This is a genomic window from Paraburkholderia podalyriae, from assembly GCF_014397785.1.
Lineage (GTDB): Bacteria > Pseudomonadota > Gammaproteobacteria > Burkholderiales > Burkholderiaceae > Paraburkholderia > Paraburkholderia podalyriae.
The window spans coordinates 1-16,091 of the sequence record NZ_VZQQ01000098.1; the positions used below are offsets into that span (position 1 = coordinate 1).

Annotated in this window: 15 protein-coding genes and 2 pseudogenes; 8 read left to right on the forward strand and 9 right to left on the reverse strand. The window is 58.9% G+C overall.

Going from position 1 to position 16,091, the window contains the following annotated elements; all coding sequences use genetic code 11:
• Window positions 1-596: 596 nt before the first annotated feature.
• The 4 genes from F6X42_RS39375 to F6X42_RS46170 form a co-directional block, all read right to left on the reverse strand.
• Window positions 597-926, reverse strand: coding sequence for a hypothetical protein (locus tag F6X42_RS39375; protein ID WP_187639241.1), 330 nt, complete (start codon window positions 924-926; stop codon window positions 597-599).
• A 79-nt stretch (window positions 927-1,005) separates the two neighbouring features.
• A complete protein-coding gene (locus F6X42_RS39380) occupies window positions 1,006-1,746 on the reverse strand; it encodes a 3-ketoacyl-ACP reductase (protein WP_187639242.1) in 741 nt (246 codons plus the stop codon).
• Between the two features lie 427 nt (window positions 1,747-2,173).
• The gene (locus F6X42_RS39385) at window positions 2,174-2,635 is read right to left on the reverse strand and encodes a hypothetical protein (protein ID WP_187639243.1); all 462 of its coding nucleotides are present in this window, start codon (window positions 2,633-2,635) and stop codon (window positions 2,174-2,176) included.
• Between the two features lie 95 nt (window positions 2,636-2,730).
• The gene (locus F6X42_RS46170; RefSeq protein WP_376776512.1) at window positions 2,731-3,003 is read right to left on the reverse strand and encodes a helix-turn-helix domain-containing protein; all 273 of its coding nucleotides are present in this window, start codon (window positions 3,001-3,003) and stop codon (window positions 2,731-2,733) included.
• Between the two features lie 2,412 nt (window positions 3,004-5,415).
• Between F6X42_RS46170 and phaP the strand changes: the two genes are divergently transcribed.
• The 5 genes from phaP to F6X42_RS39410 all read left to right on the forward strand — a co-directional run bounded on the left by phaP (window position 5,416) and on the right by F6X42_RS39410 (window position 8,941).
• Window positions 5,416-5,952: a TIGR01841 family phasin gene (phaP, locus tag F6X42_RS39390; RefSeq protein WP_187639244.1), complete on the forward strand. Its 537-nt coding sequence runs from the start codon at window positions 5,416-5,418 to the stop codon at window positions 5,950-5,952.
• Between the two features lie 734 nt (window positions 5,953-6,686).
• Window positions 6,687-6,986 carry a hypothetical protein gene (locus F6X42_RS39395; RefSeq protein ID WP_246530488.1) on the forward strand — a complete coding sequence of 100 codons (300 nt, stop codon included), beginning with the start codon at window positions 6,687-6,689 and terminating at the stop codon, window positions 6,984-6,986.
• A gap of 301 nt (window positions 6,987-7,287) precedes the next feature.
• Window positions 7,288-7,560: a DUF1488 family protein gene (locus F6X42_RS39400; protein ID WP_187639245.1), complete on the forward strand. Its 273-nt coding sequence runs from the start codon at window positions 7,288-7,290 to the stop codon at window positions 7,558-7,560.
• A gap of 520 nt (window positions 7,561-8,080) precedes the next feature.
• Complete coding sequence (gene hfq / locus F6X42_RS39405; protein ID WP_187639246.1) at window positions 8,081-8,359, forward strand: RNA chaperone Hfq; 279 nt, start codon at window positions 8,081-8,083, stop codon at window positions 8,357-8,359.
• 420 nt (window positions 8,360-8,779) lie between these two features.
• Window positions 8,780-8,941 (forward strand): hypothetical protein, encoded by a 162-nt coding sequence (locus F6X42_RS39410; protein WP_187639247.1) that lies wholly within the window; start codon window positions 8,780-8,782, stop codon window positions 8,939-8,941.
• A gap of 155 nt (window positions 8,942-9,096) precedes the next feature.
• Here F6X42_RS39410 and phoB read toward each other — a convergent pair whose 3' ends face one another.
• The 3 genes from phoB to F6X42_RS39425 form a co-directional block, all read right to left on the reverse strand.
• The gene (phoB, locus tag F6X42_RS39415; protein ID WP_187639248.1) at window positions 9,097-9,825 is read right to left on the reverse strand and encodes a phosphate regulon transcriptional regulator PhoB; all 729 of its coding nucleotides are present in this window, start codon (window positions 9,823-9,825) and stop codon (window positions 9,097-9,099) included.
• 308 nt (window positions 9,826-10,133) lie between these two features.
• A complete protein-coding gene (locus F6X42_RS39420; RefSeq protein WP_187639249.1) occupies window positions 10,134-10,508 on the reverse strand; it encodes a cupin domain-containing protein in 375 nt (124 codons plus the stop codon).
• Between the two features lie 385 nt (window positions 10,509-10,893).
• Window positions 10,894-11,232: a hypothetical protein gene (locus F6X42_RS39425; protein ID WP_187639250.1), complete on the reverse strand. Its 339-nt coding sequence runs from the start codon at window positions 11,230-11,232 to the stop codon at window positions 10,894-10,896.
• A gap of 369 nt (window positions 11,233-11,601) precedes the next feature.
• Here F6X42_RS39425 and F6X42_RS39430 point away from each other — a divergent pair.
• Window positions 11,602-11,796 (forward strand): annotated as a pseudogene (locus tag F6X42_RS39430) (cold-shock protein); the annotation flags it as partial.
• Between the two features lie 1,070 nt (window positions 11,797-12,866).
• On the opposite strand, the gene F6X42_RS39435 reads toward F6X42_RS39430, so the two are convergent.
• Entirely contained in the window at window positions 12,867-13,235 is a 369-nt protein-coding gene (locus F6X42_RS39435; RefSeq protein ID WP_187639251.1) for a hypothetical protein, read from the reverse strand.
• A gap of 305 nt (window positions 13,236-13,540) precedes the next feature.
• Entirely contained in the window at window positions 13,541-14,068 is a 528-nt protein-coding gene (locus tag F6X42_RS39440; protein WP_187639252.1) for a Uma2 family endonuclease, read from the reverse strand.
• A 560-nt stretch (window positions 14,069-14,628) separates the two neighbouring features.
• Here F6X42_RS39440 and F6X42_RS39450 point away from each other — a divergent pair.
• The gene (locus tag F6X42_RS39450) at window positions 14,629-15,228 is read left to right on the forward strand and encodes a short chain dehydrogenase (protein WP_187639253.1); all 600 of its coding nucleotides are present in this window, start codon (window positions 14,629-14,631) and stop codon (window positions 15,226-15,228) included.
• 207 nt (window positions 15,229-15,435) lie between these two features.
• Window positions 15,436-15,947: pseudogene (locus tag F6X42_RS46175) on the forward strand (hypothetical protein).
• The last annotated feature ends 144 nt before the right edge of the window (window positions 15,948-16,091 follow it).

A 16,091-nucleotide genomic window follows, 5' to 3' on the forward strand; every position in this document is an offset into this window, starting at 1 on the left:
CAAGAAGTGGACGATGCCTATCCGCGACTGGAAAGCGGCCCTGAACCGCTTCACAATCCAGTTCGAAGAGCGGCTAGTGCCGGGTTAAACCTCAACCCGTTTACACAAAATTCCGGACACCCCCGGCTTCGTTCAGAAAAGCGGGCAACGAATCTTGAGCAATTGACAGCGCATGCGTCCTCTCTGCGACAGACTACAGAAACTGTCAGTCACGGCGGTTCGGCGAAATTTCCAGTGACCGGGCTGAAGAATCGAGCCAATGCTCCAGCTCTCTGCCAACCCCTGACAGTCAGATGTCCGTTATCGCCTACCCCACGCTCGTCGACACCCATTGCCAGCCCTTTGACCGGCTTCTCAGCGTGCCGAATCACCATAGTCTTCTTCATTCTTGCCTCTCACCGTTACAGTGTCGGCGTCCGATGGGAGCGCGGCTCATCGTGCAGCGGGTTTTGCGAGTAACCCGTTTCATTGCAGCGATAGCGCCGCACACTTGCTGAGCAGATGGAAGCTTGCGCGGCTGTCGCTTCGCGCCGTGCTCTGCGCATCTTTCCGTGGGACCAGCGAATGACGCTCAAGGGCCCCGCTGAAAGGCCTGCTCAACGCTTTGGCCCAGGCTTGGCCAAGGCTATCATGTCGTCGACGATGCGCTGGGCTACGCCATAGCCACGCATCAGGGCTTCCGCTTCCGTAACGAACGGGCTGCCATCGTCCCTGGTGACGCGCAATTTCTCGACTGGCGCAGGACTCGCGGCAGAAGATATGCGCACAACGGCGACGTACCCGCCTGGCACGGAAAGAACGGTGCCGCTGCGGCTCCCGTCAGTGGACTCGGTCTCCACGTCGACGATGAAATTCTTGTAGCCATATGTCCGATGCATGTCGAAACCACCCTGGACTGCGCCTCGTGAAAGATTGTTGCCCGCCACGCGCCGGGATGCCCCGACGCCTTCTAGAGAGTCGCGGCCTGCGCCTTGATGCGGACATCCGTGTGCTCTGCGACTGTTCCTATCCCATGTGCAGACCGCCGTTCAGCGAGAAGTCAGCCCCTGTCGCAAAGGCTGATTCGTCACTGGCAAGCCAGGCAACAATCGAAGCAATCTCGCTGGCTTCGCCGAGACGGCCTACCGGAATGCTCTGGACGATGGCGTCCAGCACTTCGGGACGCACCGCCCGAACCATATCCGTTCCGATGTAGCCCGGCGAGACCGTGTTCACCGTGATGCCCTTGGTCGCCACTTCCTGCGCAAGCGACATCGTGAAGCCGTGAATGCCCGCCTTGGCAGTCGAATAGTTGGTTTGACCGAATTGCCCCTTCTGCCCGTTCACGGACGAGATGTTGATTATCCGGCCCCACTCCCTGCTAACCATCCCTTCGATGACCTGCTTGGTGACGTTGAAAAGGCTCGTCAGGTTCGTGTCAATGACATCGTTCCAGTTCTCGCTGGACATCTTGCGAAACGTTCCATCCCGCGTAATGCCAGCGTTATTCACCAGCACGTCAATCTCTCCGACGGCCTTCTTCACCTTGGCAAACGCCGCCTCGGTGGACTCCCAGTCACCAACATTCCCTTCCGAAGCGGTAAAGGAAAATCCCAGCGCCTCCTGCTCCTTCAGCCATCTTTCCCGCCGGGGCGAGTTGGGCCCACAACCGGCGACGACCGTGAATCCGTCTTTGAACAACCGCTGACAAATTTCTGTGCCAATTCCACCCATGCCCCCAGTTACGTAAGCGATTCGCTTTGACATGCTCTTCCCCCGGCTGTTGTTGCGGTTAAGGATTAAAGACGCTTCTACTCGCCACGCCGCCCCGTCTAGCGACGTTGCCGGCTGCGGTAACCCCTCGTCTTGAGGTCGAACCCGCAACCACTTCATGGTCATTGACAGGCAGCAAGGCGGTTTCAAAAAGCAGCCCTTTCGGTTAATTCGTTGCCAGTATGTCTCGCGCCATTTTTCCGCAACCGACATCTCTCCTGCGAGAAGGAAGCTACGCATCCTCTTCCTTCTGGCACGTTGGGCTGCATCGCGGCTGCGACGTTAGACCCGACTACTCACGCACTCGTGTTCGTTGTCGATGCAGTACCAACCAGCGCCAATGGGAAAACAGCGCCGAACTTCGCCTGGTGCGATTGCCCCTGTCGGCCAAGCTGTTCCGGGCTCTGTGGCTCGCTTGAATTCACGCGCCTTTCGCCGTTACGCGTGCCTCAGACTTCCGTGAGTCCGTGCCGTCCACTTTGCGGGCGACGGGCTTGCGAGCAGACACAGGTCTGGGCGGCGTGCTGGGTATCTCTTCTGGCAAACGGCCACACTCTATAAAGTCATGGAGTACCTTGGCCGCCGCCGGCTTCTCACGCAGTTCCAATCTTCTGAGAAGGGCATGCGCAAAGGTCATCAGGTCGTCACGTCCGTGCGGGGCCTCGAACTGAAGAATGGTTTCCCTGACCGCCGCCAGCATGCTTTCCTCGTACAGCGTGCTTGCGATATGTGAAGCGCCCCTCGCCAACTCCACCTCGTATTTATTCAGGCGCAGTGCTTCGTCGGACGCCCTGTTTCGTTTAACTGCCTTCACATCGATATCCCCGGGTTCTGCGGAAAATGCCTGCTGTGCCGCCTCAGGAAACGCACGCGGGTGCAGCATTGCGCGCGCGACGCTCACTGAGCTGCGAACATCAGAACGTATGGGCATCTACGGGAGAGAAACTCCCTTGGCCCACGATTCCCACGAGATGCGAATCAGGAGGCATGAGGCTGCCCTGTGCAAAGCCAGTGAATATCGAGATGGAGGACAGTGGCGAGACGCATGCAAGCGTTCAGCGGCGGGACGGTGATACCGCGTCGCCAATATTGCACGTCGTATTCACTCACGCCCAGGCAGTTAGCTGCGCGTGCCGAACTGATGCCGGTCCGCTTCAATGCCCTGTCGAGGCGTGCAGCCAAGGCGCGCCTCAGGCGGTCATTCCCGGCACTGCGCTCGAGTAGACCCATGCTTTGGGTATGTCGATTCATCTTGTCTAACTTCTCTCAGAATTTATTTTTATGCAATTCACTGACTCTTTTGGTGCCGGTCGAATCTACGTGCTTGTCATGACGGCCCCATGGCGCCATGTAGACCTCTCGCCGGCGCCCTGGATGCCAGTCGGACTGCGTGATAGTTGCTGGTACAACTATTCCATCGCGTGTACACCGGCGTCAAACAAAAAAAGATTGTTCGTATGTGGTGCCGCATACGTACGGGTAAAAAAGGAGAATCCGAACCATCCTGAAGAGCCACAACGTTGCTCGGGTAGCTTCACGCGTCCGGGTGGGATTGAAGCCATACCACCACGAGCGAGTCCGGTGTTATCAAGACCAGGGCCTGCCGATTGATAACGGGGACTAGCCGTCGCCAGGAAGAAGGGGCTTCCAATCATTTGCTCGACGCTCATGACGGGATTAAAGTGGCGGCCCGCTCTGCCTGGACGCAACCGACTCTGTCGACATTCAGTCTGTGCTCCGGTCTGCATCGGCTCCCGGCATTTGCCCGCAGGATATTCGGGGCGCAGGTGTCGCGCCCGCATGTAGTGCGGCGACGAGCATCGCGCAACGCTCTGATTCCGCCTCTCCTCCTGCGAGCAATTCCTCCGCAACAACACGTCGAAGTAACTCGGGAACGGCGTCGCTGAGAGCCTGCGAAAGTCGGTCGAGCGTTCTTTTCTTTCGACCACTTAGGACAGCCGCCAACAGGACCGCGAGCTCCCCTGCAAACGCGACTGCAACCGGCGCGAGTGCGGGTCCGAGTTTGTCGCCCGTCCCGGGAATTTCCGACCGGTTGATTCTCTTCAATGCAGAGTTGCGGCTTGTGGCCATCGTCAGCTCCATAGAATCTTCGGATAGTTTGCCTCTGCGCTGTCAACCGCCTGCGTCGTGTACTTCCGCCGCCGCAAGCGTGGTACATACGTTGCTCGACGGGCTGAACGATTAAATAAGACGCTTACCCGTTGAGGCGCCCCGGACGACACAGCTCACGTTGGCTGGCGTGCGCTGAAGACCGTGACGCACCCCATGAAAACGCGAACACCACTTTTCCCCGAAAGACGCCGATGGCTGGTGATACGGTTTGCGACCGCGTCGCGTGCCAGATGAGAATGTGGCAGAGACAGCAACTGCGAGAATCGCCTCCTGTTACACCGAACACATCCAAGGCTTTGCGGCAGTAGTCACGCTGGCTGGCGCGACTACACGTGTCCGCGTCTATGCAAGACATCGAACAGAAGGATGGTCTTCCTGACCGCCGCCCGCACAGTTTCCTCGTGTAGCGCGCTCGCAATATGTGAAGCGCCACGCGCCAGCTCCATCCTCGTAATCACTGGTGCATAGGACATCGTCAGACGCCCGGTTGCGTTTCGCTAGTCTCACATCGATACCCCGCTCAGCGATACCGGCAGGCGCGTCGTCGCGAGCGCGATGCCGACCGAGGGGCAAGCTTCAGAACGTATGAAGCCCCACGTGACACCGCCTCCGTATCCTGCGATTTCAGTAAGATGCGAATCAGGCGACCTGGGTCTGCCCGGTGCAAATCCTGTGAACGTCGAGATGGCGGACGGTGGCCAAACGCATACAAACGTTCAGCGGCACGACGCTGATTCCGCGTCGCCAATATTGCACGTCGTATTCCCTCACGCCCAGCCATCTCGCTGCACGCGCCGAACTGCAGCCGGCCCGTTTGAATGCCCTGTCGAGCCGTGCGGCCAAGGCGCGCCTGAGGCGGTCATTCCCGGCAGTACGCTCGAGATGGTCGATATTTAGGGTAGCCCGATTCATCTTCTTAAGGTCTCTCAGCTTATTTTTTATGCGATTCAGCACCGATTCTTCTCGATGCCAAATGAATCTATGCGTCCGCCATGACAGCCTCGTGACACCAGGTTGCACTCTGCCGTGACGCTGCATGACGACCGGACTACCGTGAGAGTCGCGGTACAACTATTCCTTCGCGTGCACACTGGTGTCAAACGAAAAATAAATTTCGCGAGGCCTTGTGCCACATCGAGTCCGTGCTTCGGCTTTTCCGATGACGAACTGTATGCGCAGGCAACGACTTTCGTCACGCAATTTCGGAGCACTCATCGTCGGCTCCGGCCTGGATTGCGCCACTTTTGCAGCGCAGCACACATCCCGGCAAAAGCCGCCTCTGACATTTTGCCGGCGTCCGGGAATGTTTCCAGGGTTTCCCCTGGAATCCGTATGTCACCCATATCAACGGGGCATTTGACCTGATTCTCACGTACCACGCGTCGCTGCGATGGATTGACATTCACGCGCTCCCCCATAGAATGGGATGCTGCTGCATTGCGCCAATCTTTCCTTTTCGTGACCTATGGTTCGCGATTTCATTCATCGGACTTGCTGACGACGGTCACTTCACCCTCCATGGAGTTAGTGATGAGCGGTCTTACCCCGGAACAAATTGTTGCCACACAAAAAGCCGGTGTTGACACAACGTTTGGACACCTGAACAAAGCTTTCGCCGGCGTTGAGAATCTGGTCGAACTGAACATGCAGGCGGTCAAATCAAGCCTCGGCGATAATCAGGAAATCCTGGTCAAGGCGTTTTCAGCTGGAGCCCCGCAGGCGTTGTTCGCACAACAGGCAAGCCAGGCTCAACCAATCCTGGAAAAAGCCCAGTCGTACTGGCGCCACGCTTACGAAATCATCTCCAGCACCCAGGCCGAATTCGCGGCGGTTGCCGAAGCGCAAGGCAAGCAGTACCAGCAAGATGCGCAGGCCTTTGTCGACAGCCTTGCGAAAAAAGCGCCTGCAGGCAGCGAAAACGCTGTCGCGGCATGGAAGACGTTTATCAACACGGCAAACGAGACGGTCAGCACAACGTATGAAACTGCGAGGAAGGCCGCAAAGCAGGCGGTGCAGCTCGTCGAAAGCAACATCAGCGCGGCGGCGGCTTCGACCAAGCGGGCTTAAAAGGTTCCGGCACCGGTCGAAACCGGCAAGAAGTAATAGCGTCCTGTCCCGGTCGACCGCCCGTCAAATCTACCACGGGAGCCCCGGCTCGCTTTTTTCGGGCGGTGGCCTGTCGCGCCCGGGAGCCCCCAGCACGCCTCGTACGCTGTCACGAAACTCGTCTCTTGAGCCAGAAGTTTTCAGGAAAAGTTGCGCAGGTCACCAGCCGTAGCTTCGTTTGATTTCGTCCGGCATCAAACACGGCACGCGACCACATTTCTCGCGGCCGAAGGTTCATCCAGGCGAATGCTGCATGGCAACGCCGGGACGACCGCAACGAAGCTGCGGAGGAGCGGATGAAGAACAGCAGAAAGGTCCCTGCGGTTCCTCGTTGAAAAGTGGCTGACACCAGCTGCCGCGACGCCGGTTCGGGTAACCCGATTCAGTCGCACTGGCACTAGCCGGCGGCGCTATGTGCGCGTTGAGGCACAGCGACCGGAAGCTTCGGTTGCGCTTTTTTTCTTCCGGCACGACGACGGCACATGGCACATGTTCCCCGCCGGAAACCGGGAGCTAACCATACTTGCTTGCAGCATGGTGCCGTGCGATTGGGTTATTTCAGCAGCCCGCTTGCTGTATTGCTTGATGTCAACTTTCGACAAAATTGATATATTTTTTATAGCAGAACAGTTGAGTGCCACCGTTCTTCCGTGCACATGCCGGACAGAAAAAGCAGGTAAATCAGAGCGCATGCAATGACCGCCACCGACAGAGGTTCGACGGGCAAAAGCCCCTACACGTTCCGCGACATCGACGCCGCAATAGCGCATCTCGAGCAGGTGCTGGGCGCAGAAGGCGCGGATTCTCTCTTCTCCAGAACTTACTGGCGTGGGCGAGTGCTTCAGGCACTTGCGACGCCGGGACTCTTACCGAACCAACAACAACGACTGCAGAGACTGCTGGAAAGCATCGATGCCTTCCGGCCTGAAGTGCCAGTCTCCAGTCCGGAGCAATCGATGAGTTTAGCCAACCGCCAGAGGGGCTCGCACACGTAGGTGGACTCACCTCATCCAGAGCCACTGCGGAGTTTCTATTGCACCACGCCATCGAAGTCGCGAATGGGTTGCAAAAGCAACTACAAGGGGAGGAAGTCCCAGGCTATCGGGTCGGGACAGGCGCCGCTGCGAACCATCCTGACTGCACTGCGCCCGCTACCCTATGGGCTGCGGTGACGCTTCCGCTTAACGAACCGACTCGACAGCCTACCCTGGGGCCCGTTTGATTTATGACTGACCTGCTACTCCAGTGGCGCCAGCGGCAAACCTGCGTTTTGGTCAATAAGGAATCGATACAACCATGGACGACACCCTCGCCGCAGCACCCTGCCTTTCATCAGACGGAAAAGCGGTTGTTTTTGTTGTATCTGTTCGCAACCAGTCGGTGCAATGCTCAATCAGCCGCGACGCGCTCCAACAGCATTTCTGGTTGCCCGCAGGCGCGACCGAGGCGCGCGTATTGACAGCATTCGCCGACGGACAACAGCGCATTACGGCGACCGTTGAACGAAGGATGCTCAAGAGAGCCGGCGTACCGATAGTATTGTCGGCAGCAGACTTTGCGGGCAGATAACAGCTCCCGCAGCACCAACTGTGATGATTCGCACCGATTGAATGCGACGCATATTTTAGAGTCAGCGCATTGCAACGCTTCCAATGCAAGCAGTGTCGGGGGAAGCATCGCTCATAACGCCGACCGACGGGCTCGGACGGTGGTCGCGCCCGGTCACTGGAAACAACGACGATGAAGGAAAAAAGGTCTCGGCGGAGGCACGCGCCCTTGAGCGCGTGGTGAGCGCCGCGCGCTAAGTACAAGCCGCGTCACTAAGGCTGGAAGCGCACTACGTAGAAGACCAAAATTAGCAACCATCGACGCTGGAACTGGCCAGATTCGCGGCGGCAATGCAGGAACTGAAAGACGCTCGGGAAGCCTTCAATGCCGTGGTCGAGAAAAGAGACTTGAATTCACCCTGACCGGGTCAGCTTTGTGAGAGGGCAGCCGTTAGACATCGGCATTTCGCCGTACTCGCCCTGATGGAATGCCGCAGCCGCATTACCATCGACTGTTCACATCCATATCGCTGGAGTTCCTGATGGTCCTTCCATCCTCCGTACAAGACGGGTTTCTCCAGATGTTGTCCAGAGACAAGACAGCTGTAAGCGTCTTTCTCAAGAGCGGCATCCGTCTGACCGGAAAAATCGAATCATTCGACCGCTACACCGTCGAGCTGGGGTCGACCAGAGGCTCGCAATCCATCATGAAGCACGCAATTGCCACCGTACTTCCGGGCGGGTGGAAGCCGCCCGCACGCTCCGCTTCGGATACGCCTGAGACCGGGGAGCGCCAATTGAATCGGCTTCGGATTCGCTGATGTCCTAAGGAAGGCTCGCCTGCGCCCGTTCGGACAGTACGCCCCTGTAGAGAGAGCGCAGAAATTATTGTGGTCCGGCTTTAGTGGTTGCGGTCTGGGAGGATTCCTGCGTCGTGCAGGCCAAGTTCCGGCTCTGTTGGCGGCATGCCCGGCACGAGGCCAGTGCTCAAATTTGTCACCGCGTACGCCAAAGCTCATAGTGACAGGGCGGCGGCGCCCACACCGCCGTTCACTCGGAACAAGCGACTCTAGAGACCGGCGAACGGACACATACAGCGCGACAATCTACGAACGCACTAATCGTCATGAGAGGTTGCTATGCGGCGTGCATATGATTATCGGGGCTTCGAGGCGACCCTTGAAGTCGAGTCGGTGGCGGCCGCTGTCGTCGCGGGCTCGGTAGTCGCGTCGGGAGGTCTCGTGGTGAAGATTGCTGTGCGACATCAGCTGTCCGGACGCGAGTTTCCCCCGGCGCGGCTCTTTGACGAAGGCGAACGGACTTTCGCCACCGAGGCTGAAGGCCTGCTGGCGGGGTTTAGTGCCGCCCGACGGCTTATCGATGACGCGCTTGCAGAACGATGATGCTCGAATGCTTCGCCGTGCGTCGCGGGTTTATAGCCATATGCGTAGCTGGTGATGATGTAGGTACGCGCGGAGCGGTTCAATAGGCCCTTGTTCCGTTTGCGGTGTATATCGCGCCGCGATGGCAGCGCGATGTGCCACGGCAATCTCGTTGCCTATATCGCAGTCTCCGTGCGCTGAGACGGGGAGGTCCGGGAAAACATGTCGCCGCTTCCACGCACCGTTTCGATGCTGCTTTCATAGCTGACTGGTTTCAGCGCCGAGCGAAGTCGTTTGATATGGACGTCGACCGTGCGCTCCTCAATAAACACATGGTTGCCCCAGACCTGGTCCAGAAGCAGGGTCCGGCTGTGGACGCGCTCCGGGTGCGTGAGAAAAAAATGCAGAAGATTGAACTCCGTCGGGCCAAGACGCACTGGAAGCTGCGCACCATCGTCTTCGACGTAGACGCGCCGGGTTGAAGGGTCGAGCGTCAGGCCATTTACCGTCACTGCGTGGTTGGCAAGCTCGGGGGCGCGCCGTCGCAGGACCGCTCCGATACGAGCCATCAGTTCCTTCGGGGAGAATGGCTTGGACATGTAGTCGTCGGCACCGGCCTCCAGACCGTCCAGCAGGTCGCGTTCTTCGGTGCATGCCGTCAGCATGATGACCGGCACCTCCGTCGTACGCGAGTCTGCACGCAGCCTGCGTAGGAAGGACAGGCCAGATGTGCCAGGTAGCATCCAGTCCAGGACGATGAGGTCGGGCAACCGTTCGGATACCAGCGCGTTCGCTCCTTCGACATCCCGTGCTGGCAGCGGATGGTAGCCTGCGTACTTTATGTGGACGGTCAATAGTTCGGCAATAGCGGGTTCGTCTTCAACAATCAGAATACTTTGGGACATTGCATTTCCTTCTCTAGAGTTCGCTGTCCGGAGTCTTGTACTCAAGTTGCTCGCGGGATACTCGAATTCGCCACAGCAGCGTCCCTGACTAACCTGCCCGTATCTATTCGCTATCCGCTCTGCTGACAAGCAAACGGCGCTTCAGCTTCATGCGTGGCGTCGCGCACGTGTCGGAAGTGGCCCTCGCCCGGTTCAGGGCGGCTCGACCGTGGGATACAGCGCGCAACCACGGCTCGGACCTCACCTTCCCGAGCACGACTTAACCGCGACGGCTCGGGCTCGCGCCCCTGCCAAAGGGAACCACGACGTCAAAGTTGAACCACGGCGAGAAGCGCTGGCCCGTCGCCGATGACACGACTCTGATGCCCCTTGCCGGTCGTGTCCTCAAGCAGTATCGCGGCTCCTGCCGCGACGCGACGTCGCTCGCCGTCACTGGCCTCGAACTCAATCTCCCCGCTGAGAAAAAATACCCACAGGCACATGGGCGAAGGATGAAGGTCGCCGACCCATCCGCTCGGCAGCCGCACAAATCCGTAGCGGGTCGCTGCCGCGAAATCCGACACGTCAAAGGATTCTGCGGGCGGCGCGAAGTTGCGGGTGAGCAGCTCGATGCTAACCGACGCAAAATGACTTTCGCCGACCGAGTCTGAATACAGTTGCGAAAATGACAGTGCATGCGCCATAGAGCTTCTCCTTTTTCGCGGTCTATATTCCAGTCGACGTTCGACGTAACCCGTCAGATTGGAATCTCAGAGGTTTGAGTTACCCAGCGCTTTGCAAGACGTCGGCCGCACAACGACCCGGGCTGAGTGTCCCGCCCGCCGGCACAGGTGTCAAGGCAAGGACGTAGCAGCGAGGGCATTGTGCCAGCGTGGCGAACAGGCTCGCAGAGGTGTGCGCTCCGTTGCGCGGGGACTATATTTCTGTTCTGTTGCCTGACTATCGCGGCACGGCGGCCTTTTGAGCGTCGCGCCTCGTGTTCACGCCGGCAGACGCGCGGAGTCAGAGCGGATGTGTCTCCGGGCTTCTTCGGCCGTCCGGCCCTTTCGCCGGCTGGAGGCGCCCAACTCACGTCGGCGCGAAAACCACAACCTGTCGGTCGGCGATGTACCTGACACTTCGCGTGAACCGATACGTCTCGCCATTGGCTGTCATCCGATTCACGCCGGCCTCCGTCAACGCGAGCATCTCGCCCGCCAGGTACGCGGCGACCGTCCCATGCTCGACCAAGTCGTCGAGTGAACCCGTTGGGTTACCAATGTACACGGAGCGTACGCTTGTGCCGTCCCGCATTACGACCACGCTCTCACCATCGTCGAGCGCCAGCTCAAGATAGTCGGCAAGCACCTGCAGTGACGCTGGCGTATGCTCTTGCGTCGCGTGACCCGAAACAGTCGAGTTCGCCATCGTACGTTTCCCCGTAAAACATGTTTTGTCCCGTGACAGAAGGGGCGCCTGGCCACTGACGCGGCCGTGTTTCTACTATAAGCTGCCACCTCAGAATGCGTCACCCCGTTGCGACGCGCTTTGCGCGATACGCGACACAGGCGGTGAGAGGACTGGTGGTGCACTACTCGCGCGTTATCGCGTAGTCCGACAGGGCGTTTTACCCGGATTGCCCCCCATCCTGCAGGATGGCTACAACTTCACTGTCGAATTATGAATAGCGGTCAGGCCCTGCGTTTGAGCGCCAAGCGCTAACTGCCCCTGTCAATGCATGTAAGGGTCATGTGCACCGAATTAAGTGTGCTCTTCAAATTTTGTTGGGAACGGATGATGGCAACCGGAACAGTGAAGTGGTTTAACGACGGCAAGGGCTTCGGGTTTATCACGCCGGACGACGGCGGGGACGACCTGTTTGCCCACTTCTCGGAAATCAGTGGGCAAGGTTTCAAGTCGCTACAAGAGAATCAGAAGGTCAGCTTCGACGTCAAGATGGGTCCGAAGGGCAAGCAGGCTGCGAATATCAAATCGGTCCAGGAAGAAATCTGTGTGCTGGTGGCGCACGATTCCCGGTCCGTTGGGCATCGTATTTTCAGGTCGGAGTCGGCGCAAGAGCGCCGCCCTGCACCAAGCGCCGAGATTCCCCGTCACGCGAGGCTTGGTATAGGCGGCGCCTGGCTGGACTGTCGTCGCGGTCAGGAGTCGGTGCCAACTCGACTTCCGAGGCAGTTTCCTTCTCATGCATCTCGAAGTAACAGTCAAGCGCGGCGAGCGTGATGTTTTCGAGCACGGCGGTGCGCGCTTCGCCTACACCATGTTGCCAAGTGCTGTGACCTTGTAGCCCTGGTCGTCAAGACGTTCCTGGATTTCGTTGCAGCCTTCATAGATAGCGTCAAGCAGCATGGCCGGTCGCCGCTACCGAGTGGCGCAGCGCATCCGCGGACCAGCTCCTCAGAACATCCATCGCCCGCGTTGCGATGCGCCCCGACCCGGAATAGGATTGCCTGACTGCCGCAGCAATGCGTGGGAGGCGAAGATGCATTTCTCGAAGAGACGGTCCAGCAATCGACGGTCGTGGGTCGCACCTCACGCGAAGGAACGAGTGAGTCAACGGTCTACCTTGTCGGCAACCTCTGTTCGAGAAATGGTGGACGCAGGTCGATGCGTGTCACTTGGGGAGGTTCCGCCCAACCGGCGCTGCTACCTCATCTACAGTAAAGTCGACGACCGCAGTTATGTCGTCGTGCAGGACATGGCTAACTGGGCTGTCATTACAGTTCTGCCCCTCTGGATGTGGAACAACCACGAGTTGTCGGAAAGTTCGCCGCAGGCAGACGAAGCTCGCAGGTTGGCGCTCGAACCACGCTCACGCCAGCCAAACCGAGAAAATGTCGGGTATCAGTCGCGACAGCCGACCGGCCTGTTCAGACGTCGACGATAAGCCCGGCCCGGAGCGTAACGATTCTCGCAGTTGCTTCGCGTAGCGGATTCGGTCTACGCCAATCGCCCACGCGCCATGAACGAAGGCGACCGGAGTACCTTCTTCAGCATTGCAGGAGCAGGTTCAAGTTGTCAGTTGGACTTTGTTAGAACCTGATTCAGTGGGCAACCAGGCGGGTATGCCACCACGCCATGACGCTTGCCAGGAATACACCCCAGCACGCGCCAAGGGCAAGCATCATGAACGGAATGGCGGCGCACATCGTGTCGAACGAGAGTGCGCGCAGTACACGCGGCAATGCATACTGGTCACTGGCCGTGAGGAACAACGCGAAGAGTCCAGTAGACACAGCCCTGCGCCCGTGCATGAAGGCAGGGGCAACCCGCACATGGTAGCGGACGATGAAATATGCGAAAAAACAGGCAACGGCCGCAGGAGCGACCAGCAACAGCGAAAATAGCGCGTCGTGCTGGACTGCAAAGCCCATCAACGCCGCGTGCACATTGTCCAACGCTGCTTCCAACATTCTAGTTTGCCCTCGTGCTCTCTTCTCGCCGGTACCAGTTTCACCCATTTGCCGACATCGAACTGACCAGCTTGACAATTGGGAAAACAACTCCGCCATCGACAACTCGCGGCCCAACCCGGCTGGTCAGTCTAATGTTGGCGAGCGGGTCAATATTGTGTTGGCGCCAGCACATGAAGCGCCGCGAGGTCAGAAACTCCTCGCTTATCGAAATTTCGACAACTTTGACCGGGACCACCTCTGAAACCAGGTCCGATTTTCACCACTGCTTTTAGGAGAGATGTTTCGAGCAATGCCGATGCACGTCACGCCCACGCGAAAAACATCGGGTCCGGTTCGAGGGTCACGCGAAACAAGGATGACGCACGCGGACCGCCTAGTCCTCGAAATTCAACCTTCCCGAGGGGGCCGACGATGATGACTTCCTGCGCACCGCTGTTGAGGTAGGCGTCAGCCTTGCGCTCAACCTGGTCGGCGTCATTGTCGTCCGCGAGCACCTCGATGCATAAGTCGGGAACGGAAGGTAACGGGGCGTCCGAATCGATTTCCGGCCACTTCTCCTCGGGCATCCAAACGACGTCGGCAATGCGGATACCGAACGACCGGGTTGATACCGGCTGACGCATCGCCACGCGAGGCCCCAACTGCGAGGCAAGCTGGCAGAACATGTCGGTGACCAGGAGTTGATGCCATGGACACACCCGTCGATGGTCGACGACTCGTCCCAGCTGGTCGACTTCGTATCCGACCCTTCCGTCGCTGGCCGCGTGAGCATTCAGGTTTCGCCATACTGCCAACAGCCTGTCTGGGCCCGAGAGATTTTGCGTTTTCATGATGCTCTCCGCCAAAGAGACAAGCCCAGTGTATACCCTCGCGGAAGCATTGGGTCCAGGTCGACTGCCTCAACGTTGCGGATACCCGGACGACCAGGAGTGCACCGTCCACTCCAACGGCCAACGGGCGCCGGCCCCATATGAGCATGGCGCTCATCGGACGCAGGGGGTACCTCGCTGAGCCCACAGCCGCCAGCGTCAGACCATCGGCGAACACCGTTACACTTCGCGACGGCGGGTGAGCATGCCGGTTGGCCGAGCGCGCTCATGCAAGACCGTACAGTCCCACGACGAGCATGGGGTGGTCAGCTGCTCAGCCGCCGATAGGCGCCCAAATGACACACGAAGCCCTGCTGGTCACCAAGTTTGTCGTGAAGCAGGCAAGGTTACGATGCGCATCAGCGTAGGAGGGGTCGAACTCAAGGCATCGCTCGTAGCCCGGTCAGCGTCATCCAGTCGACCTCCCCCCGCTCGAACGGTAGTACGATATTCGCTCGTCTGCACGCCGAGCGTGATGCGTCGCTCCGCGGTGGCGTGACCCTTCCGGATAAGGAGGACCTATGCGCGTGCTGATAGTTGGCGCAACCGGACTGCTCGGCAAGGAAATCGTTCGCCTGCTCTCGTCCGACCACCAGGTCATTGGCGCGAGCCGCAATGGCCCGGACCTGTCAGTGGACCTCGCAGACAAGGCGTCCATCGTGTCAATGTACCGGCAACTCGGAACCGTTGATGCCGTGATTTGCGCCGCAGGTGCAGCGAAATTTGCACCGCTTGATTCGCTGACCGACGAAGACTTTGCGTTTAGTCTGACGAACAAGCTGATGGGACAGGTCAATCTCGTCCGGTGCTCGGTTGGTCACATCGCACAAGGCGGGTCCCTGACGCTAACCAGCGGCATTCTCTCCCTGCATCCGGTCACAGGGAGTGCCGTAGTGGGCATCGTGAATGCAGGGGTCGAGGCGTTCGTCCGGTCCGCAGCTCTCGAAATGCACGGCAACGCACGCGTTAACGTCATCAGCCCAGGCTGGGTTTCAGAAACACTTGCCGCGATGGGGCAGGCCTATTCGGCAGGTACTCCCGCCGCGGTGGTGGCTCAAGCGTACAAGCGAAGCCTGGTCGAGGACATCACGGGACAGGTCATCTCAGTCAAAAAATCGTGAAAGCAGCGCCGCCGCCGTTCAACGCGCTGCCGTCGCAGCAACGGCGTCGCCGGTAGCCGAATCAATCGAACCTGACGGGCCAGTCATGCGGGCTGTGCTTCTTCGTCGTGTAACCAATCATTGCAGGTGCTGTGCAGCGCGCCGGCTGAATCACCGCAGCCAAGCGAGTATCATCGGAACAAGCACGCAACGGACGGAGATACTGCAATGGACGACCCGTTTGACAGACGCGAGCTGCTGCTTCACCTCGGGGACATGCTCGAAGCTTTGAGCTGTCTGGGCAAGACAGGTCGGCGCGGATGCGCTGGTGGCTCAACTTGCGGAGGAAGAGGATTCGTTGCAGGACTTCGGGTATCTCCGGGAGCTTGCCCCGAAGATGACGGTGGCCGGAGTTTAGCGCACATGTCGCGAGCGCGTTCTTCCTGTGGCCAAAGGAACTGCTTGATACGGAGCTCAACCGGAAAGCTCTGGCGTCAACCGTTCAGCACGACCTTTTTGATGGCAACCCTGACGGCTGGAACTTGTATGTCGGTCACCTCCGGAAGAAGGTGAAGTGGTTCGGGACGGGGCTTCCTCAGATGATAACGGACGCGTTGGCCGAGCCGTTGCACGATGCCGTGGAGGAAGTGAATCGAGCCGGGGTCGCGTCGTCCCCTGAGCGGGATGTGCCCGGCGAGCGGAAGGGTTGGCCTTGGCCCGAGCCAAAGAGGACAACCTGACCCCAGCGAATCGTCGCATCGGGGGTGTCCGGAATTTTGTGTAAACGGGTTGAGGTTTAACCCGGCACTAGCCGCTCTTCGAACTGGATTGTGAAGCGGTTCAGGGCCGCTTTCCAGTCGCGGATAGGCATCGTCCACTTCTTG